General features: G+C 66.4%; 19 protein-coding genes. 7 read left to right on the top strand and 12 right to left on the bottom strand.

What is annotated here, in order from left to right; translation table 11 throughout:
• Window positions 1-6: 6 nt before the first annotated feature.
• Together ACN9MV_RS12560 and ACN9MV_RS12555 are read right to left on the bottom strand one after the other, a co-directional pair.
• On the bottom strand, window positions 7-903 hold the full coding sequence (locus ACN9MV_RS12560; RefSeq protein WP_426392478.1) for an FAS1-like dehydratase domain-containing protein: 897 nt from the start codon (window positions 901-903) through the stop codon (window positions 7-9).
• Window positions 904-915: 12 nt separating this feature from the next.
• Window positions 916-1,899 (bottom strand): tripartite tricarboxylate transporter substrate binding protein, encoded by a 984-nt coding sequence (locus tag ACN9MV_RS12555; protein WP_426392477.1) that lies wholly within the window; start codon window positions 1,897-1,899, stop codon window positions 916-918.
• A gap of 113 nt (window positions 1,900-2,012) precedes the next feature.
• On the opposite strand from ACN9MV_RS12555, the gene ACN9MV_RS12550 reads away from it, so the two are divergent.
• Window positions 2,013-2,924: a LysR family transcriptional regulator gene (locus tag ACN9MV_RS12550; RefSeq protein ID WP_093052624.1), complete on the top strand. Its 912-nt coding sequence runs from the start codon at window positions 2,013-2,015 to the stop codon at window positions 2,922-2,924.
• 449 nt (window positions 2,925-3,373) lie between these two features.
• On the opposite strand, the gene ACN9MV_RS12545 is transcribed toward ACN9MV_RS12550, so the two are convergent.
• Both ACN9MV_RS12545 and yghU read right to left on the bottom strand, forming a co-directional pair.
• Window positions 3,374-3,964, bottom strand: a complete 591-nt coding sequence (locus ACN9MV_RS12545; protein WP_093080283.1) for an NADPH-dependent FMN reductase — start codon at window positions 3,962-3,964, stop codon at window positions 3,374-3,376.
• A gap of 17 nt (window positions 3,965-3,981) precedes the next feature.
• Window positions 3,982-4,860, bottom strand: coding sequence for a glutathione-dependent disulfide-bond oxidoreductase (yghU, locus tag ACN9MV_RS12540; protein ID WP_426392475.1), 879 nt, complete (start codon window positions 4,858-4,860; stop codon window positions 3,982-3,984).
• Window positions 4,861-4,888: 28 nt separating this feature from the next.
• On the opposite strand from yghU, the gene ACN9MV_RS12535 reads away from it, so the two are divergent.
• Window positions 4,889-5,527, top strand: coding sequence for a glutathione S-transferase family protein (locus ACN9MV_RS12535; RefSeq protein WP_426392474.1), 639 nt, complete (start codon window positions 4,889-4,891; stop codon window positions 5,525-5,527).
• Window positions 5,528-5,675: 148 nt separating this feature from the next.
• Here the strand turns inward: ACN9MV_RS12535 and ACN9MV_RS12530 are convergent, their stop codons facing one another.
• Window positions 5,676-6,854, bottom strand: a complete 1,179-nt coding sequence (locus tag ACN9MV_RS12530) for an acetyl-CoA C-acetyltransferase (RefSeq protein WP_093052636.1) — start codon at window positions 6,852-6,854, stop codon at window positions 5,676-5,678.
• A gap of 49 nt (window positions 6,855-6,903) precedes the next feature.
• Complete coding sequence (gene phaC / locus ACN9MV_RS12525; protein ID WP_426392472.1) at window positions 6,904-8,667, bottom strand: class I poly(R)-hydroxyalkanoic acid synthase; 1,764 nt, start codon at window positions 8,665-8,667, stop codon at window positions 6,904-6,906.
• 113 nt (window positions 8,668-8,780) lie between these two features.
• On the opposite strand from phaC, the gene ACN9MV_RS12520 reads away from it, so the two are divergent.
• Window positions 8,781-9,104, top strand: a complete 324-nt coding sequence (locus tag ACN9MV_RS12520; protein ID WP_093176501.1) for a hypothetical protein — start codon at window positions 8,781-8,783, stop codon at window positions 9,102-9,104.
• Here the strand turns inward: ACN9MV_RS12520 and pgeF are convergent.
• From pgeF to ACN9MV_RS12505, 3 genes are read right to left on the bottom strand one after another with little or no spacing between them, the layout of a single operon-like run.
• Window positions 9,036-9,794 carry a peptidoglycan editing factor PgeF gene (gene pgeF, locus ACN9MV_RS12515; RefSeq protein ID WP_426392470.1) on the bottom strand — a complete coding sequence of 253 codons (759 nt, stop codon included), beginning with the start codon at window positions 9,792-9,794 and terminating at the stop codon, window positions 9,036-9,038. The genes ACN9MV_RS12520 and pgeF overlap by 69 nt on opposite strands.
• Before the next feature lie 5 nt (window positions 9,795-9,799).
• Window positions 9,800-10,438 (bottom strand): maleylacetoacetate isomerase, encoded by a 639-nt coding sequence (gene maiA / locus ACN9MV_RS12510; RefSeq protein WP_093080273.1) that lies wholly within the window; start codon window positions 10,436-10,438, stop codon window positions 9,800-9,802.
• A 23-nt stretch (window positions 10,439-10,461) separates the two neighbouring features.
• A complete protein-coding gene (locus tag ACN9MV_RS12505) occupies window positions 10,462-11,388 on the bottom strand; it encodes a tetratricopeptide repeat protein (RefSeq protein WP_093052649.1) in 927 nt (308 codons plus the stop codon).
• Between the two features lie 122 nt (window positions 11,389-11,510).
• Here ACN9MV_RS12505 and ACN9MV_RS12500 point away from each other — a divergent pair, with 122 nt between their 5' ends.
• From ACN9MV_RS12500 to ACN9MV_RS12485, 4 genes are all read left to right on the top strand, one after another.
• Window positions 11,511-12,212, top strand: coding sequence for a fumarylacetoacetate hydrolase family protein (locus ACN9MV_RS12500; RefSeq protein ID WP_093176496.1), 702 nt, complete (start codon window positions 11,511-11,513; stop codon window positions 12,210-12,212).
• Between the two features lie 17 nt (window positions 12,213-12,229).
• Window positions 12,230-12,781 (top strand): NUDIX hydrolase, encoded by a 552-nt coding sequence (locus ACN9MV_RS12495; protein WP_093052657.1) that lies wholly within the window; start codon window positions 12,230-12,232, stop codon window positions 12,779-12,781.
• A 17-nt stretch (window positions 12,782-12,798) separates the two neighbouring features.
• Window positions 12,799-13,281: a CreA family protein gene (locus ACN9MV_RS12490; protein ID WP_093052660.1), complete on the top strand. Its 483-nt coding sequence runs from the start codon at window positions 12,799-12,801 to the stop codon at window positions 13,279-13,281.
• A 143-nt stretch (window positions 13,282-13,424) separates the two neighbouring features.
• Entirely contained in the window at window positions 13,425-13,937 is a 513-nt protein-coding gene (locus tag ACN9MV_RS12485; protein ID WP_093052663.1) for a murein hydrolase activator EnvC family protein, read from the top strand.
• A gap of 89 nt (window positions 13,938-14,026) precedes the next feature.
• On the opposite strand, the gene ACN9MV_RS12480 is transcribed toward ACN9MV_RS12485, so the two are convergent.
• The 3 genes from ACN9MV_RS12480 to ACN9MV_RS12470 all read right to left on the bottom strand — a co-directional run bounded on the left by ACN9MV_RS12480 (window position 14,027) and on the right by ACN9MV_RS12470 (window position 18,009).
• Window positions 14,027-15,934, bottom strand: coding sequence for a hypothetical protein (locus ACN9MV_RS12480; RefSeq protein ID WP_426392467.1), 1,908 nt, complete (start codon window positions 15,932-15,934; stop codon window positions 14,027-14,029).
• A 120-nt stretch (window positions 15,935-16,054) separates the two neighbouring features.
• Window positions 16,055-17,683, bottom strand: coding sequence for a phospholipase D family protein (locus ACN9MV_RS12475; RefSeq protein WP_426392465.1), 1,629 nt, complete (start codon window positions 17,681-17,683; stop codon window positions 16,055-16,057).
• A gap of 95 nt (window positions 17,684-17,778) precedes the next feature.
• Window positions 17,779-18,009 (bottom strand): hypothetical protein, encoded by a 231-nt coding sequence (locus ACN9MV_RS12470; protein ID WP_093080462.1) that lies wholly within the window; start codon window positions 18,007-18,009, stop codon window positions 17,779-17,781.
• Window positions 18,010-18,091: the final 82 nt, after the last annotated feature.

Genomic DNA, 18,091 nt, shown 5'->3' with positions numbered 1-18,091 from the left:
CTCCCCTCAGGCCAGCACGGCCGTGGCCTGCATCGTGAGCCAGCCGTCGGCGTCTTCGCCCCAAAGGCTGAATGTCTTTCCGTCGGCACCGGGCTTGCCGTGCACGCGGAACGGCGTGATGTCGAAGGTCGGGCGCACCGCGCGAAACTCGAAGCGCGCGAGCTGCGCGCCCGGCACGTTGCGGCGCAGCAGGTCGACCAGCAGCGTCGCTATCAGCGGGCCGTGCACGATCAGGCCCGGATAGCCCTCGACCTGCGTCACGTAGCGGCGGTCGTAGTGGATGCGGTGACCGTTGAAGGTGAGCGCCGAATAGCGGAAGAGCAGCACGTCATCGGGCACGATGTCGCGGCTGAAGGCGGCGTCCTTCGGCGCGGGCGTGGGTGGCGGGCCCGCTTCACCTGGCTGCGCGGCGGCGCGGTAGACGATGTCGTGCTCCTCGGTCAGCGCAAGGCCGCGCTCGTTGCGCACCTGGTGGCGCACGAGCACGAAGACCAGTTCGCCGGTGCGGCCCGCCTTGTGCGTGACCGATGCGATGGTCGAGGTGCGCTCGATCCTGTCGCCGACCTGCAGCGGGTTGCCGGGCTCCCAGTTGAGCCGCCCCCCGGCCCACATGCGGCGCGGCAGCGGCACGGGCGGCAGGAAGCCGCCTCGCCTAGCGTGGCCGTCTTCGCCGATCTCGGACTGGCGGTGGTGCGGCAGGAAGTAGAGCCAATGCCACAGCTCGGGCAGGGGCGTGCCGGCTTCGGGCAGGGCATCGTCGCGATCGAGCGTGGCGGAGAGCGCTCGCACGGGCGCGGCGGTGATGTCGTCGGCCAGCGTCTCGCTGCGGCCTTGCCAGGCTTGCAGCTTCGCCAGTGCTTCGCTGTCGATCACGGAGGGTGTCGTGGGAGTTTCGTTGGGCATGTCTTGCTTCATTCAGTCGACTGCGGCACCGGAGGCCTTGACGATGCGCGCCCACTTGGCGAGGTCGTCCTGCAGCAGTTTCGAAAATTGATCGGGCGTGGTGGGCGCTGCAATTTCGACGCCCTGCTGGTCGAGCTTGTCGCGCAGGTCCTTCGAGGCCAGCGCCTTGCGCGTGGCGTCCTGCAATGTCGCCAGCACATCGGCCGGCACGCCCGCGGGCGCAAACAGGCCGATCCACAGCGTGCCGTTGTAGCCGGGCACCTCCTCGGCGATGGTGGGCACGTCGGGCAGCACGGCCGAGCGTTTGTCGCCGCTCACAGCCAGCGCGCGCAGCTTGCCGGCCTTGATGTGCGAAAGAGCCGAAGGCAGGCTCGCGAACACGATCGGCAGTTGCCCGCCCAGCACGTCGTTGAGCGCTGGTGCGACACCCTTGTACGGCACGTGCTGCAGCGAGATGCCCGCCATGCTGTTGAGCATTTCGCCCAGCAGGTGGTTGAGCGTGCCGTTGCCGGCCGAGGCGTACTGGTAGTTGGCGCCCTTCTGCCGCGCGAGCTTCAGGAACTCGGCGAAGTTCTTCGCCGGGAACGTGGGGTTGACCAGCAGCACGTTAGGCACCGCGCCGATGAGGCCGACGGGCTTGAAGTCTTTCACCGGGTCGAAGCCCGGGTTCTTGTACAGCGCCGGGTTGATGGCCTGGCTGCTGCTGATGGTCATGAGCAGCGTGTACCCGTCCTTCGGCCCCTTGGCCACCAGCTGCGTGCCGATGTTGCCGCCAGCGCCGGGCCGGTTGTCGACCACCACGCTGGCGTTGTTCATTACTTCGCCGAGCTTCTGGCCCACGAGGCGCCCGACGATGTCGTTGGTGCCGCCTGCTGCCTGCGGCACCACCAGCGTGACGGGGCGCGAGGGGTAGGCCTCGGCGCGTGCCGGGCCGGCCGGGACCATTGCCGCGGCGGCGGCTGCGAACGCCAGCAATGCGAAGGCGCGAAATCTCATGATGTGTTGTGTCTCCATGGCCGCATGGTCGTTCGCCCTCCCCCTGCGCGCAATCTGCGATTTCGGAACCCAGCCTTCTGGAATTCCGAAGGCTTGGGGCCTACCATCGCTCGATGCTTTTCGACCTCACCGACCTGCGGCTGTTCGTGGCCACGGCCGAACTCGGCAACCTCACGCGGGCCGCCGAGCGCCAGCACCTGTCGCTGGCTGCCGCCAGCGCGCGCATCAAGGCGCTGGAAACGCAGGCCGGCCTGCAGTTGCTGCAGCGCGAGGCCCGCGGCGTACGGCTGCTGCCTCCGGGAGAAGCCTTCCTGCACCACGCCCGCCTCGTGCTGCATCAAACGGAGCAACTGCGCGACGATTTGCTCGAATACGGCGGCGGCCTGCGCGGCCACCTGCGCGTGTTCGCCAACACCACAGCGGTGACCGACTTCCTGCCCGAGATCCTGCCGGGCTTCCTGGCGCACAACCCGCGCATCAACGTCGACCTTCAGGAAAAACCGAATGCTCAGATCCCGCGCGGCGTGCTCGACGGCCGCGCCGACATCGGCATCGTCGCCGGCCGCGTCGACACGCTGGGGCTGGAGGCGATCCACTTCAGCACCGACCGGCTGGTGCTCGTCACCTCGCGCAAGCACCGCTTCGCCAAGCGCCGGAAGATTTCATTCGCCGAGACGCTCGATGAAGACGCCATCGGCATGCAGCAGGGCAGCACGCTGCAGACCTTCCTGGCGCAGATCACCGACAACCTCGGCAAGCGGCAGAAGCTGCGCATCCAGCTCGGGAGCTTCGACGCCATGTGCCGGATGATCGGCAGCGGCGTGGGCATCGGCGTGGTGCCGGAATCGGCTGCGCGGCGCAACCAGGAAAGCATGCAGCTCGCGCTGATCGACCTCAGCGATGCGTGGTGCGTGCGGGAGCGGTATCTGCTGGTGCGAGACCGGGCGGCACTGCCGATTTATGCGCAGGCGCTGGTCGAAACCTTGTGCCGGCACTACGCCGGGCAGCTGGCCGAAGAGAACTGAGCGCGGTGCCCAAAAACATCGACTTGCATGCGTTTGCTGAACAAGTCGATCCAGTCCCCATTTTCCGTGGACAACTTTGGGGGTAACTCATGAGGAGCCTTGTAAAACAGATTTAAGTCATTGTTTTACAAGGGTATTCCTTAGTTTGCTCAAAAATTGAGCGGTGAACAACCTTGGCGGGCAAAACAGCCCTCATGGGCCCGAAAGCAGCTGCGAAGAGAACTTTTTCGCGATTTCCGGCGGGCAGAAAACGTCATTGAATCAGCAACTTGCACGCGATTGCGAAAAGTCTGATGTCGTCCCCATTTTCTGTGCACAACTTTGGGGGTAACTCATGCGGAGCCTTGTAAAAGGCATGCAAGCTGTTGTTTTATAAAGGGATTAATCACTTTGCCCAAAAAAACAGCGGTGAACAAGCTGCGCCGCCCAGCCCGCCGCGGGCGTGCAGCTCAGTACGGCGGCGCCTTGCGCGCCCGCTGCGCCCGCGCGGCCTCGGTCCACCACGCCAGGTCGTCCGCAAACCGGCCGAACGAGCGCTCCAGCGATTCGCCCGCAGGCCCCGTCGGCTTGCCCGCCGCATCCAGCGTCTGCGAGATCGGCCCGACCGCGAGCGTGCTCGACACCACGACCATGCCCATCTCCGACAGGATCGAATGCCACACCGTGCCCGAGCGCACGCCGGAGAAGCGCCCTGCCGAATAGCTGGCAACGGCCGCGGGCCGCCAGAACCACTCTTCGAGGAAGTGGTCGGTCAAGTTCTTCAAGCCGGGTTGCGGGCCCCAGTTGTATTCGCCGGTGACGAAGACGAAGGCGTCTGCCGTGCGGATCTTTTCGGCCAGGGCTTCCATGGCCGCGGGCGCGGTGCCCTTCGGGTATTCCTTGTACATGCGGTCGAGCATGGGCAGGTCGACAGCCTTCGCGTCGATCAGCTCCGCATCGTCGCCACGTGCGCGAAGCCCGGCGACGATGTAGTCCGCCAGGCGCACGCCCATGCGATCGGAGCGGTACGAGCCGTAGAAGACCAGGATCTTGTCGCTCATCGTTGTTGCTCCTGCGCTCAGGTCGGCGTTTCGAGCTTGTCCTGGGTGCGGGTCTCGAAGTCGCTGGCGTCGTGGCGCTCGTGCAGTTGGCTGTTCGGCTGGCCCCATGCGCGATTGACCATGCGGCCACGCTGCACTGCCGGACGCTTCGCGACTTCATCGGCCCAGCGCAGCACGTTCTTGTACTCGCTCACCTGCAGGAACTCGCCCGATTCGTAGAGCTGCCCCTTGGCGAGCGCGCCGTACCAGGGCCAGACAGCCATGTCGGCGATGGTGTAGTCGTTGCCCGCGAGGTAGCGGCTCTCGGCCAGCCGGCGGTCGAGCACGTCGAGCTGGCGTTTGGTCTCCATGGCGAAGCGGTCGATCGCGTATTCGATCTTCGTGGGCGCGTAGGCATAGAAGTGGCCGAAGCCGCCGCCCAGGTACGGCGCGCTGCCCATCTGCCAGAACAGCCACGACAGGCATTCGGCGCGGGCCGCGCGCTCGGTCGGCAGGAAGGCACCGCCAAACTTCTCGGCCAGGTACTGCAGGATCGCACCCGACTCGAACACGCGAATGGGCGTGTCGCCGCTGCGGTCCATCAGCGCGGGAATCTTGGAGTTCGGGTTCACCGCCACGAAGCCGCTGCCGAACTGGTCGCCATCACTGATGCGGATCAGCCAGGCGTCGTATTCAGCGCCGGTATGGCCCAGCGCCAGCAGTTCTTCCAGCATCACCGTGACCTTCACGCCGTTGGGCGTCGCCAGCGAATAGAGTTGCAGCGGATGCTTCCCCACCGGCAGGTCCTTCTCATGCGTGGCACCCGCGATCGGGCGATTGATGTTCGCGAAGCGGCCGCCGCTTTCCTTGTTCCAGGACCAGACGGTGGGCGGCGTGTAGGCTGTCGTGCCATTCATGCGATGAGTTCCAGGAGTTGGACGGACGATGATCATTCTCTACGACTGCGCCACAGCACCCAGCCCGCGGCGCGCGCGCATCCTGCTTGCCGAGAAGGGCATTGCCCATGAGACCGTGCAGGTAGACCTCGCCCGTGGTGAGCAAATGGGCGATGACTACCGCGCGATCAACCCGCAATGCACGGTACCGGCACTACGCACCGATGACGATGACGGTCTGCTGCTGACCGACAACGCCGCCATCGCTGCCTGGCTGGAGGCCCGCTACCCGCAGCTGCCGCTGATGGGCAGCACGCCACAGGAAAAGGCCGAGATCGCCAGCTGGAACTGGCGCATCGAATTCGAAGGCCTGCTGGCCATTGCCGAAACACTGCGCAACGGCTCGCCAGCCATGGCCGACCGGGCGCTGCCAGGGCCGGTGAACTACGCCCAGATTCCCGAGCTCGCGCAGCGCGGGCTGGCGCGCGTGCATCAGTTCTTCGAGACCCTGAATGAGCGGCTGGCCGGTCGCGACTTCATCGCCGCCGACCAGTTCAGCATTGCCGACATCACCGCCGTGGTGGCGGTGGACTTTGCCCGCGTGGTGCGGGTCAAGCCCGGGGAACAGCACCCCGAGTTGCTGCGCTGGCGCGCGGCGATGGCACAGCGGCCCTCGATGTCGCGCTGAGCGACGGGCCGTGGGGCCGTCGGCAGAGAAGGTGTGAAGAAACCGTCGCGAGCGCCCCGAGGTCGCGTCGAGGACCGGAGCCGTACCCAGGTACGGTGAGGACCGCAGATGCGAGATCGGGGTACGCAGCAGGTTTATTCGCGCCTTCTCAGCGCTCGATGGTCAGCGCAACGCCCATGCCGCCGCCGATGCACAGCGAGGCAATGCCCTTCTTGGCGTTCTGGCGCTGCATTTCGTGCAGCAGCGTCACCAGGATGCGGCAGCCCGACGCGCCTATCGGGTGGCCGATGGCGATGGCGCCGCCGTTGACGTTCACCTTGTTCACGTCCCAGCCCATTTCGCGGTTCACGGCGCAGGCCTGTGCTGCGAAGGCTTCGTTGATCTCGAGCAGGTCGAGGTCGGCGGCCTTCCAGCCGGCGCGCTGCAGCGCCTTGGTCGATGCGGGCACCGGGCCCATGCCCATGATGGCGGGGTCGAGGCCGGCGGTGGCGTAGCTGGCGATGCGACCCAGCGGCTTCAGGCCGAGGGCGGCGGCCTTCTTGGCCGTCATCACCATCACGGCTGCTGCGCCGTCGTTCAGGCCCGAGGCATTGCCCGCCGTCACGCCGCCGGCCTTGTCGAAGGCGGGGCGCAGGCCGGCCAGGCCTTCGGCGCTGGTCTTGCGGTTGATGAACTCGTCCTGGTTGAAGACGATGGGGTCGCCCTTCTTCTGCGGAATGCTCACGCCGACGATTTCGTCCTTGAACTTGCCGGCGTCCTGAGCGGCGGCGGCCTTGGTCTGGCTGCCGAGTGCCAGTTCGTCTTGAGCCGCACGGTCGATGCCGAACTTCTTGGCCACGTTCTCGGCGGTGATGCCCATGTGGTACTGGTTGTAGACGTCCCACAGGCCGTCCACGATCATGGTGTCGACCAGCTTCCAGTCGCCCATGCGCTGGCCGTTGCGCGAGTTGGGCAGCACGTGCGGCGCGGCGCTCATGTTTTCCTGGCCGCCGGCAATGACGATTTCGCTGTCGCCCGTGGCCACGGCCTGCGCCGCCAGCATCACGGCCTTCAGGCCCGAGCCGCACACGGCGTTGATGGTGAGCGCCGGGGTTTCCTTGGCGCCGCCGCTCTTGAGCCATGCCTGGCGCGCGGGGTTCTGGCCCGCGCCGGCCGCGAGCACCTGGCCCATGATGGCCTCGCCGACCTGCTCGGCCGTGAGGTTGGCGCGTGCAATCACTTCCTTGATCACGATCGCACCCAGCTCCGTGGCCGAGATGCCGGCGAGCGAGCCGCCGAACTTGCCGACCGCCGTGCGTGCTGCCGAAACGATAACGATGTCTTCCATGAGGTTCTCCGTTGAAGTGATTTGAAATCGAGGTGTAGCGAAGCGAAGGTCAGGCGCGAGCCTTGACGTAGCGTCCCGGCGCCGGTTCGATGGCTTTGTAAGCCTTGTCGTTGCCGTACGCCTTGGGCGCGGGGACCTGTTTGCCCGCGTGCCCCTTGAGCCATTGTGCCCAGTCGGTCCACCAGCTGCCGGGATGCTCCTGCGCACCGGAGAGCCATTCGGCCTGCGTCTTCGGGAACTTGCCGTCGTCGCGGATCCAATGGCTGCGCTTGTTCTTGACCGGCGGGTTGATCACGCCGGCGATGTGGCCCGACGCGCCCATGACGAAGCGCTTCTTGCCCGGCAGCAGTTGCGTGGAGGCATACGCGCCGCCAATGGGCACGATGTGGTCCTCGCGCGAGCCGTAGATGTAGGCCGGAATGTCGATGTTGCCCAGGTCGATCTTCTCGCCACATACAGTGAGTGCATTCGGCTTGGCGAGCTTGTTCTCGTGGTACGTGTTGCGCAGGTACCAGGCGTAGAACGGACCCGGCAGGTTGGTGGCATCGCTGTTCCAGTACAGCAGGTCGAAGGGCGGCGGCGTCTCGCCCTTGAGGTAGTTGCCGACCACGTAGTTCCAGACCAGGTCGTTGGGCCGCAGGAAGCTGAAGGTCGAGGCCAGGTCGCCGCCCGGAAGCAGGCCACCCTTGCCGAGCTGCATTTCGCGGTACGCCACCATCGTCTCGTCCACGAAGATGTCGAGGATGCCGGTGTCGCTGAAGTCGAGGAAGGTGGTCAGCAGCGTGACCGATGCCGCAGGCTTCTCGCCGCGCGCCGCGAGCACCGCGAGCGCGGTGCTCAGGATGGTGCCGCCCACGCAGAAGCCGAGCGTGTTGATCTGCTTGCTGCCGCTGATCTCCTGCACCGTATGAATCGCCTTGATGGCGGCGTTCTCGATGTAGTCGTCCCAGGTGGCCTTGTCCATCGACTCGTCGGGATTGCGCCAGCTCACCACGAACACGCGGTGGCCCTGGTCGTTCGCATAGCGGATCAGCGAGTTCTCGGGCTGCAGGTCGAGGATGTAGAACTTGTTGATGCACGGCGGCACCAGCAGGAACGGCCGCTCGTACACCTTGGGCGTGAGCGGCTTGTATTCGAGCAGCTGGAAGAACTCGTTCTCGAACACCACGGCGCCTTCGGTGGTGGCCACGTTGCGCCCCACTTCGAAGGCGCTCTCGTCGGTCATGCTGAGGTGGCCCTGCTTCACGTCGTGCAGCAGGTTCTGGATGCCCTTGGCAATGCTCTCGCCCTGCGTGTCGATGGCCTTCTTCTGCGCTTCGGCATTGAAGGCCAGCGAGTTGCTGGGCGCCGAGGCGGCCATCCATTGCTCGACCGCGAAGCGCATGCGCGCCTTGGTCTTTTCGTCGGCGTCGATGGCCTCTGCCATGCCGAGCATGGTGCGGCCGTTGAGCAGGTAGACGGCCGCCGAGAAGGCCGACAGCGGGTTGCTGCCCCATGCATCGCCGGCAAAGCGCTTGTCGCCTTCAGGCTTGGCGGCGAAGCCCTGGCGCCAGAGTTCTGTGGCTTCCGCCAGGTACTGCTGCTGGATGGACTGGAGTTTTTCGGGGTCGATGGAGAACTTGGGCAGCTCGGGCATCTTTGCGCCCTGCGGCAATTGCCATAGCGGCGTCCCGCCGACGTTGAAGGCCGAAGCCCCCGGTACGGTGCCCTGTGCGACGGACTGCTGGAACGACTCCAGCGCCTTGCTCCATCCCTCTGAAAGTGCCTGCTGAAAGGGCGCGAACGCATCGGCCCCCGTGGCTTGTTGCTTCATCATGTCTCCTGGTCCTCGCCTGAAACGATACGGATGGCTTGCGTGTTTTGAGTATCCTGCATTCACAAGGCACTCACAACGCCGCCCCCTTTGCTTACCAACTGAAACTTCTCGTGTTTATCCATCTGATCGTCATCGGTTGGTTGTATGTCGCCGTGATGATGGCGGTGGCCGAAGCCACCAACACCAACGGCACGGTGCTGGGCGCCATCTTCACATTTCTTTTGTACGGATTGGCGCCGGTGGCACTGGTGGTTTACCTGATGGGCACGCCTGCGCGGCGCCGTGCGATCAAACAGCGCGAGGTCGAAGCGCAGGAAGCCGCCCGGCGTGCCGCGGCCGAAGAGGCCGCATCGCAAGGCGCGGGCTCAGACCTTCCAGGCCAGGGCGGCGAAGCGGCCGCTGACGCCGTCGCGCCGGTGCGAAAAGAACCGTGACGGGTTGCCGACGGTGCACCAGCCGTCGCTGCCGTCATTGCCGTGAACGGCTTCGATGCCCACCGCGCGCAGCCGCTGGCGTGCCAATGCGGGCAGGTCGGCCAGCCATTTGCCGGGCGCCGGCGCAGGCCTGAAGCAGGATGCCGCTTCGGGAGCATGCGCTTCGAAGACTGCCTTGACCTCCGGGCCGACCTCGAACGCCTTGGGGCCGATGCAGGGGCCCAGCCAGGCAATGACCCGGGCCGCGCCATCCGCCTTGAAAGCCTTGGCGGTCTGTTCGAGCACCCCGCCCGCAAGCCCGCGCCACCCGGCGTGCGCAGCCGCCACGCGGTGGCCCGCTTCGTCGGTGAAGAGCACGGGCAGGCAGTCGGCCACCATGATCGTGCAGGCCAGACCGGTCGCCGTAGCCGTGCAGGCATCGGCAGCAGTACCGTCGCGTACCACGTCCTGTGCGGCATCGAGTGCGACGACGCCAGTGCCGTGCACCTGCTGCAGGAATACGGGGCGCGCGCCGATGGCCATGCGCAAACGGTTCCGGTTCTCTGCCACGAGCGCGAGTTCATCGCCCACGTGATCGCCGAGATTCAGGCTCTCGTAGCGCCCCCGCGAAACCCCGCCGTCGCGCGTGGTGCACACGGCCCGCACGTTCGGCGGCGCAGGCCAGTCGGGCACGAGCCAGCGCTCGTTCATGAGGCTCAGGCCTCCGCGTCGGGCGCCTGCGAGGGCTGCGCGCGCTGGAAGGCGTCGAGCTCCATGCAGGCCTCGAAGGCGGCCATGGTGCGCGGCAGGCCGCTGAAGTCGCAGTCGAAGCGGCGGCCGTTGAAGATCTGCGGCACCAGGCAGCAGTCGGCCATGGTGGGCGTGTTGCCCCAGCAGTAGATGCCGGCGGGGTACTGCGCAAGCTGGCGTTCGAAGGCCAGCATGCCGTCGCGCACCCAGTGGCGGTACCAGGCGTTCTTGGCCTCGTCGTCGAGCTTCAGGTCTTTCACCAGGTACTTGAGCACGCGCAGGTTGTTGAGCGGGTGGATCTCGCAGGCGATCGACTGCGACAGTGCACGCACGTGGGCGCGGCCCACCGGGTCGCTCGGCAGCAGCGCCGGCTCGGGGTGCACTTCGTCGAGGTATTCCATGATGGCCATCGATTGCGAGAAGCGCTCACCCTCGTCTTCGAGCAGCGGCACCAGCCTGTCGGCCGAGATGGCGGAATAAGGACCGGTGCGATGGTCGCCGCGCGCGATGTGCACGGGAACGTAATCGAAATCGAGGCCCTTCAGGTTGAGGGCGATGCGCACGCGGAACGAGGCGGAGGAGCGGAAATAGTTATGCAGCTTCATGATTTCTCAAGCATAGCGCTCCCTCAGGAGCGGGGCGTGGCCGCCAGCACGCAGCGGAAGTCGTGCAGCGTGGCCTTGGGTGATGTGGTGGAGATGGCGTTGCGCCATTCGTCGAGGATGCGACGCGCGGCCGCCTCCTCGCGCGCGGCGATGCCGATGCGCCATGGCCCCAGCGTGCCCGGCTCCTCGCCAGCCGCGTGGTTGTGCTGGCCTTCGCCGAAGGGGCGGCCTTCGGAGCAGGCGCGGCAGAGCATCTGCATGCTGGTGGTCCAGTTCTCGGCGCTGGCGCCGGCGGCCTCGAAGCGCTGGACGAGCGCGTCGATGTCTTCCCTGGTCGCGTCCTCGACGGTGGCCTCGTAGGTCGAATAGTCCGACGGCGCAATCAGTTCGAGCGCGTCGAACACCGGCACCTCGCGGTCGCCGCGCAGGCGGTAGCCGTTGGCCGCGCCGTCGTGCAGCACGAGGTCGCCGTAGCGATGGCCGCAGTCCGGCGTGGGCACGTTGCGCAGGATGGCGCGAGCCGGATCGATGCGGTCGGCCCACACCACTTCGCTGGCCTCGTCGCCGTGCACGCGAATGGGCGTGAGTCCGATGAAAAGATCGACCGGGCCTTCGCCGTCCGCCACCTCGATGCCGTACTGCCGCCAGGCGCTGCGCGCCGTCGCCCAGTCGCCCAACGCCGTGGCGGCGATGCCCAGGTTCCATATCGCGCCTTCGTTGCGCGGCTCGCATTGCACGGCCCGGGCGTTGGCCTGCAGCGAGGCGGCCCAGTCGCCGCGGTACTTGTGGATGAGGCCGGCGTTGTACCAGGGGGCCGACCAGTACGGATGCACGGCGCTGGCCTGGGCATAGGCTTGCAGCGCGCCGTCCTGGTCGCCCTCCTCGTCGCGTTGGCGGCCGAGTTCGTTGAGGGCGTTGGCTTTGCCGGCTTTGCCGATTCGGATGGGCATGGTCGAAATGAACGGATGCGGGAAGGCACGGGGGCGATAAGGGAGGCGCCTATTGTGAGCCTCCCGCCTCTGGCACACTGCCGGTCTCCCGCTTAGGTTTCGCTGAAAAAGGACACGTCGAAATGGCTTCCGAGTTCGTCTTCGCCCCGCCCGCCACCGTTTCGGTGCCGGTGGCCGGCCAGCCCGCCCGCTTTCCGGTGCACCGCATCTACTGCGTGGGCCGCAACTACGAAGATCACGCCAAGGAAATGGGCTTCACCGGCCGCGAGCCGCCCTTCTTCTTCATGAAGCCGGCCGATGCGCTGGTGGCGGTCGATGCGGGCCAGACCGGCACCATGGCCTACCCCACGCTCACGAAGAACCTGCACCACGAGATCGAACTCGTGGTTGCCATCGGCACCGGCGGCAAGAACATTTCGGCCGCCGATGCGCACAAGCACATCTACGGCTACGCGGTCGGCCTCGACATGACGCGCCGCGACCTGCAGAACGACATGAAGAAACAGGGCCGCCCCTGGGACATCGGCAAGAGCTTCGAGCAGAGCGCGCCCATCGGGCCGATCGTGCCCGTGGCGCAGGCCGGCGACGCCGAAAAGGCCGAGATCTCGCTGCAGGTGAACGGCACCGACCGCCAGCGCAGCAACGTGAGCAAGCTGATCTGGAACGTGGCCGAAACCATCGAGCACCTGTCGGCCGCGTGGGAGCTGCAGCCCGGCGACCTGATCTTCACGGGCACGCCCGAAGGCGTGGCCGCCGTGGTGGCAGGCGACACGCTCGTGGGCGAAGTCGCGGGCCTGCCGACATTGACCGTCAAGGTCGTCTGAAGACGGCGGCCGGTTCCATGCTCCTGCGCGTACCCATCAAGCACTGCAAGAACTGTGGCACCGCGGTGGTCTACCGCGTGCCGGACGACGGCGACACCAAGCAGCGCGCCGTCTGCCCGGCCTGCCACACCATCCACTACGAGAACCCGTTGAACGTGGTCGGCACCATTCCGGTCCTGGGCGACAAGGTGTTGCTTTGCAAGCGCAACATCGAGCCGCGCTGGGGCAAGTGGACGCTGCCGGCCGGCTTCATGGAACTCGAGGAAACCACCGCCCAGGGCGCGGCTCGCGAGACCGACGAAGAGGCCGGCGCCAACTACGTGATGGAGGGGCTGTTCTCCGTCATCAGCGTGGTGCGCGTGGGCCAGGTGCACCTGTTCTATCGCGCCCGCCTGCTCGACGACAAGTTCGACCCGGGCCACGAGACCATCGAGGCGAAGCTCTTCACCGAAGAAGAAATCCCCTGGGACGAGATCGCCTTTCGCACCGTGCGCGAAACGCTCGAGCACTACTTCGAGGACCGGCGGCGAGGCAGCTTCGACCGCGTCCACACGATCGACATCGTTTGAAAAAACCGCACACACCCATGACGCTTCGCTCCACCCTGCTTCGCGCCGCGCTCGGCTTCGGGTTCATCCTGGCCGCGACGGCACACGCCGAGACGGTGGGCGACGTCGACACCGCATTCAAGCTCATCGGGCCCGACCACAAGATCGTGATCGAGGCCTACGACGACCCCAAGGTCACTGGCGTTACCTGCTATGTCTCGCGCGCCAAGACCGGCGGGCTGGCCGGTGCCTTCGGCGTGGCTGAGGACAAGTCGGAGGCCTCCATTGCCTGCCGCCAGGTCGGCCCCGTGAGCATCACGCAGCCGCTGCCCAAGCGCGAGGAGGTCTACAGCGAACGGCTGTCGGTACTCTTCAAGCGCCTGCGCGTGGTGCGCATGGTCGATGCAAAGCGCAACACGCTGGTCTACCTCACCTACTCCGACCTGCTGATCGACGGTTCGCCCAAGAACAGCGTGACGGCGGTGCCCATCGACCGCGGTACGCCGATCCCGCTGAAATAGCCTCGGCCGGCCTTCAATGGCCACTTCGCGCCGGGTTGCTCTTCGAGCGCCGACGCATGAGTTTGCTAGCATCTGCCGCTTGGCCCGCCCGGCGAGCCAGACCGCAGGAACCCTCCGCAACGAACCCGTTCCAACAGAGCGCCATGCACCTTCAGACTTTTGTTTTACGTACCGGCGCCGCAGCGTTGCTTGCCGCGAGCCTCGCGGCCTGCTCCACGGTCGACCTCAACACCCCGTGGCCGGCCCCGGCGGTCAAGCCACCACCGGTCCAGCAACGCCCGGCAGCCCTGTTCATTCGCCCCGCGAACGGCGCGACCATCGCCCGCTTCGACGGCGACCGCGTCAAGGGCATCGACATCGCCGGCAACCTCGGCGACCCGGTCGTCGCCTCGGCCGATGGCCGCGTGGTGTACGTGGGCGGCGAACTGCCGGCCTACGGCAACATGGTCATCGTGAAACACAACGAGACCTTCCTTACCGCTTACGCGCACGTGCAGACCATCCTCGTGAAGGAAAACGCGGTGGTGCGCCAGGGCGACAAGATCGCCGAAATGGGCCGCAGCAATGCCGACCGCGTGAAGCTGCGCTTCGAAATCCGCAAGAACGGCACGGCCGTCGACCCCGAGCCGTACCTCAGCGGACGACTGCAGCAGTAGTCTCCCCGCAGCAGCCCGCCTGCTGGCGCCGTGCCCATGAAAAAGCCCCCTCACGGGGGCTTTCGGCTTTGAGGGGTGCCCCCGGGGCCTCAGTTCTGATCGCGAAGCGCCAGTTCGCGCCAGTTGGCGTCGTACGTGCTGACGTACATATTCCTGAAGACGACGGAGCCCTGTGCCGGCAGATTGAAAGTCTTCGAAGCCGTGCCCGCAGCCGACGGCGCGACGTCGGCCCGGTCCTGCACACCGGCAGAAGGGCCGGACGCCAGGCTCAGGAAGAACTCCGCGGCAAAGCCGGGGTTCAGGTCCGTTGCGCTGACGGCGAAGTCGCTGCCTCCTGCGTAGGACGCGAGGGCTGGCGTGGTCGAGAAGCCCGGGTAAGTTGCGGCTGCCGCCTCCGCCAGCGTCATCGGCCGGCCATGGAAGCGATGCTTGTAGACGATGTCGAAGCCACTGAACTTGGCCACCGTCGAGCCGTCGCTTTCGTAGGCTGTGAAGGTGTACTCGGGCGTGGCGGAAATCGCTGCGATCGCGCTGTCGCTCAGGCCGGCATTCGACAGGCCGCTGCAGTTCGACGTCAGGTAGTAATAGTTGTTGTTTGGGGAGCCCTGGATCGGCCAATCGCCGCCGCCCGAAGGACGCATGTGGCGCAAGCCGCCCGCGGGCAGCCCCGGCCCGGTAACGACGACCGACGCGACGTTGCCGCTGTTGCCGGTGTTGGTGTCCTGGATCGCGAACTGCAGCGAACTGCTCACGCACCCCGTCGCCTTCTCCTTGGTGGCGTGGATGTGCGGGTTGATGTCCAGCACGCGCCCGTCGCCGCGCAGGCGCCACGTGCCGTCCGTGCCCTTGACGATCTGCATGCCCTGGTTGTTGCTGAAGGCGACGCCGTTCTTGTCCTTGTGCGTGAATTCGACATACGCGCGCGGGCTCGTGTTGTTCGCGTCGATGGTGTAGTTGATCCGCTGGATGACCACGTCCGTGAAGCTCGCGCCCACGAGACTGGGGTCCGCCGCCGCATCACCGGCGAACTGCGCCGCGTTCAGGTCGGAGGACCGGAAGCCGTAGGTTCCGGTGGCGGGATTGCTGCCGTCGGTCATGAGGGGCAGCAATTCGGCCGGCGCGGGCAGTCCGTTTGCGAACTTGCCCACGAAGTCCGACAGCACCTTGCGGATCAGCGTGATGTCGTCCGCCGCGGTACCCATGCCGTCGCCGCTCAGCGGCGTCGTGGAGGTCTCGGCCGCAGCCTTCACTGCCAGGTCGTCGGCAATCTGCTGCTGCGTGACGATGTTGGTGATAGTTGCCACGTTGGTGGCCGGGTCCACGCTCACGCGCAGCACGTCGAGCGCCTTGTCCAGCGCGCTCGACAGCGGCGTGAAGGCGGTGCGCAACAGGTCGATGCTCGCATCCACGCCCAGCGCCAGCAGCACCGGCAGCAGCTTGGCCTTCAGGCCGTCGGATTCGGCTTTGAGTTCGTCGGCCGTGAGCGAGGCGAACTCGCCGCCGTCGAAATACTGCTCGGCCAGCCGGCCGGCGATGTTGGCCACCACGAGGTCGGTCAGCGGCGTGATGTTGATGGTGCCGTTGGCATCCGCGGCGGTCGCGGCCGAATGGATCACCGTGCGCTCGCCGCCCACCGTGCCTTCGGCGCGAAAGACGAAAGGCGCCGTCATGCCGCTCACGTCGATGTTGTAGTTGCCGTCGACCAGTGCCACGGTCTTGGTCACGCCCTTGGCGTCCTTGACGGTGACGGTACCCACCAGGGGCAGACCGGAGGCTGCGGTGCCCGAAAACGTAACCGGCGTGGATGCGGCCGGCGGATCACTGGCCGGCGGGTTGCCGCCGCCCGCGGCCGGGAAGCCGGCGAACCCGCCGCCACCGCCGCCCCCACCCCCGCCGCAGGCTGCGAGCGAGATCAGGAGCGCCACTGCGCATGCGGAACGCGTCGTCTTGAAGAAAAGCGGGCTGGAAGCCTCGGCGGTCGCGAAGTTTGTTTTCATGGATGGTTTTTCAGGTGAAAGGGCAAACAAAAGAATCAACTCGTAACACGAGCGTTGCGATTCTTCTGTGCCCCTCCCTTCCTCACCATCCTCTGTTTTGAGGATGCGGACCCGTGCCGGCTAGAGCAGGCTCTCAGGTACCAGCGGCGCCAGCAGTTCCAGCTTCCAGCGCGACCAGAAATCCGTTTCGGGCTCCTGGTGCAGGATGGTGTCGGCCGCGTCCCCCGAGGCCGGGCTCACCCACTCGATGGCGCCCGTCGGCCCCAGTTGCAGCTGGTAGGCGCCGTCCAGCCGGAGAAAGCCGATCAGGCTGGTGAGCTGCTGCGCAATCTGCGGGCTGAAGATGAAGATGCCGACCTCGGTGTTGTGCAGCATCGAGCGCGGGTCGAAGTTCATCGAGCCGATGAATACGATCTTGCGATCGACCACCGCCGACTTGCCATGCAGCCGCCCGCTGGCCGAGCCGTACATGCCGAAGCGTTTGGTCTGCTCCACCCGCTTGGGGCTCAGCTCGTACAGCTCCACGCCCAGGCGCAGCATTTCGGGGCGGTAGCGGCGGTAGCCGATGTGCACCAGCGACTCATCGGTGGCCGCCAGCGAATTGGTGACGATGGTGTAGGGCACGCCGTTGCCGCGCACGAGGCGGATCGTCTCCATGCCGCCGCGGCCCGGAATCAGGTAGGGCGTGGTCTGCATGACCTCGTTCTCGGCGCCGCGCACGTAGCGCCGCACGTTGTAGAGCACGCTGTCCTTCGACTCGTCGGCGGGCAGGCCACGCGCTTCTTCGGTCGGCCCGAGCGCCTTGGCCGGCGGGTCGGCGTATGCCTCGGCGCGGGCCCACACCAGCTTCAGCGCGCCCGCGTCCAGGTCCTTGGCCAGCGGATTGTTGCCCAGCAGGTCGGTGGAGTCGGGCTCTTCGGGGTGCAGCTGGTCGGGGCCGGAGGTCAGCCGGTCGAAGCGCTCGCGCAGCTGCCGCGGGGTTTCGCCGGTGGGCGGCATCAGCGACTCGATGGGGTACACATAAGGGCTGTTCCAGTACATGTCGAACAGCGACGACAGCTTGGGCACCACGGCGCCGGCCACCAGCGTGTCGATGTCGATGAAGTTCGAGCCCCCGTCGCGCAGGAAGTACTCGTTGGCCATGTTGCGCCCGCCCATCACGCCAATGGTGTTGTCCACCACGTAGAGCTTGTTGTGCATGCGGCGGTGCACGCGGTCGAAGTCGAGGATCGACCAGGCCCAGCGCGTGCCGAAGCGGCCACGCCCCGCGGGGAACGGGTTGAAGAGCCGCACCTCGACGTTCGGATGCGAGGCGAAGCTGGCGAAGAGCGGGTCGGCGCCGGCGGTGTAAAGGTCGTCCACCAGCAGCCGCACGCGCACGCCGCGGTCGGCCGCGTCGCGCAGGGCGCGCAGCAGGTAGCGGCCGGTCTCGTCGTTCTGCACGAGGTAGTACTGCACGTCGATGGAGCGCTGCGCGCGACGCGCAAGCTCGATGCGCGCGTGCAGCGAGAACTGCGGCATCGGCAGCAGCCTGAACCCGCTCAGCGGCTCGCCGGGCGGAGAAGCCGCCTTCACAAGGCGGCCGAGCGTGGTATCCGCGCCGTCATTGATTGCGACGGAGGGTTTGCGCTGCACGTCGACGGGCAGTCCGGCGCAGCCGGCCATGCACAGCGCGACGATGCCGAGCAGCAGCCACGACAGCCACCGGGCGCACGGTGTGTCAGCAGCCCGACAAGGAGAGTTCGGCATTGGAACGACGAGGCGTGGGTTGGAGCGTGGATCGAAAGGCTCGCGGTTTCTACCACGCGCCTGCCGACCTTGCTGTGCCGCCGCACGCGTTCAGTTCAATGCTCGCGCGCCGGCCCCCATTGCCTGACGAAGTGGTCCGCCCGCAGCGTTGCCCGCTCGATCGCCGCGTCCCATGTCAACTGCTGGGTAATCACCAGGGCGCAACGCGGAATGCCGCGCAGGCTCAGCTCGCAAATGCCGGCATAGGTGCCACTCGGCGTGCGCATGAGTTCGAACCAACCCGTCCAGCCTTCTGGAACGCTGAGGGGAAGTCGAGCGCTGTCCATGATGAGCACACCGTATTCCTTTTATTGCGCAGTTTCAAGAATTGAAACCCTAAGCACTACTTATGACTGGGGAGCCGAGGCT

The organism is Variovorax sp. R-27 (genome assembly GCF_049913215.1).
GTDB lineage: Bacteria > Pseudomonadota > Gammaproteobacteria > Burkholderiales > Burkholderiaceae_C > Variovorax.
This window is presented reverse-complemented; position numbering and strand designations above follow the sequence as displayed.

Excerpts from the sequence above, each read along its gene's own strand:
- ACN9MV_RS12560 (WP_426392478.1), bottom strand. The coding sequence starts at position 903 with ATGCCCAACGAAACTCCCACGACACCCTCCGTGATCGACAGCGAAGCA.
- ACN9MV_RS12555 (WP_426392477.1), bottom strand. The coding sequence starts at position 1,899 with ATGAGATTTCGCGCCTTCGCATTGCTGGCGTTCGCAGCCGCCGCCGCG.
- ACN9MV_RS12550 (WP_093052624.1), top strand. The coding sequence starts at position 2,013 with ATGCTTTTCGACCTCACCGACCTGCGGCTGTTCGTGGCCACGGCCGAA.
- ACN9MV_RS12545 (WP_093080283.1), bottom strand. The coding sequence starts at position 3,964 with ATGAGCGACAAGATCCTGGTCTTCTACGGCTCGTACCGCTCCGATCGC.
- yghU (WP_426392475.1), bottom strand. The coding sequence starts at position 4,860 with ATGAATGGCACGACAGCCTACACGCCGCCCACCGTCTGGTCCTGGAAC.
- ACN9MV_RS12535 (WP_426392474.1), top strand. The coding sequence starts at position 4,889 with ATGATCATTCTCTACGACTGCGCCACAGCACCCAGCCCGCGGCGCGCG.
- ACN9MV_RS12530 (WP_093052636.1), bottom strand. The coding sequence starts at position 6,854 with ATGGAAGACATCGTTATCGTTTCGGCAGCACGCACGGCGGTCGGCAAG.
- phaC (WP_426392472.1), bottom strand. The coding sequence starts at position 8,667 with ATGAAGCAACAAGCCACGGGGGCCGATGCGTTCGCGCCCTTTCAGCAG.
- pgeF (WP_426392470.1), bottom strand. The coding sequence starts at position 9,794 with ATGAACGAGCGCTGGCTCGTGCCCGACTGGCCTGCGCCGCCGAACGTG.
- maiA (WP_093080273.1), bottom strand. The coding sequence starts at position 10,438 with ATGAAGCTGCATAACTATTTCCGCTCCTCCGCCTCGTTCCGCGTGCGC.
- ACN9MV_RS12505 (WP_093052649.1), bottom strand. The coding sequence starts at position 11,388 with ATGCCCATCCGAATCGGCAAAGCCGGCAAAGCCAACGCCCTCAACGAA.
- ACN9MV_RS12500 (WP_093176496.1), top strand. The coding sequence starts at position 11,511 with ATGGCTTCCGAGTTCGTCTTCGCCCCGCCCGCCACCGTTTCGGTGCCG.
- ACN9MV_RS12495 (WP_093052657.1), top strand. The coding sequence starts at position 12,230 with ATGCTCCTGCGCGTACCCATCAAGCACTGCAAGAACTGTGGCACCGCG.
- ACN9MV_RS12490 (WP_093052660.1), top strand. The coding sequence starts at position 12,799 with ATGACGCTTCGCTCCACCCTGCTTCGCGCCGCGCTCGGCTTCGGGTTC.
- ACN9MV_RS12485 (WP_093052663.1), top strand. The coding sequence starts at position 13,425 with ATGCACCTTCAGACTTTTGTTTTACGTACCGGCGCCGCAGCGTTGCTT.
- ACN9MV_RS12480 (WP_426392467.1), bottom strand. The coding sequence starts at position 15,934 with ATGAAAACAAACTTCGCGACCGCCGAGGCTTCCAGCCCGCTTTTCTTC.
- ACN9MV_RS12475 (WP_426392465.1), bottom strand. The coding sequence starts at position 17,683 with ATGCCGAACTCTCCTTGTCGGGCTGCTGACACACCGTGCGCCCGGTGG.
- ACN9MV_RS12470 (WP_093080462.1), bottom strand. The coding sequence starts at position 18,009 with ATGGACAGCGCTCGACTTCCCCTCAGCGTTCCAGAAGGCTGGACGGGT.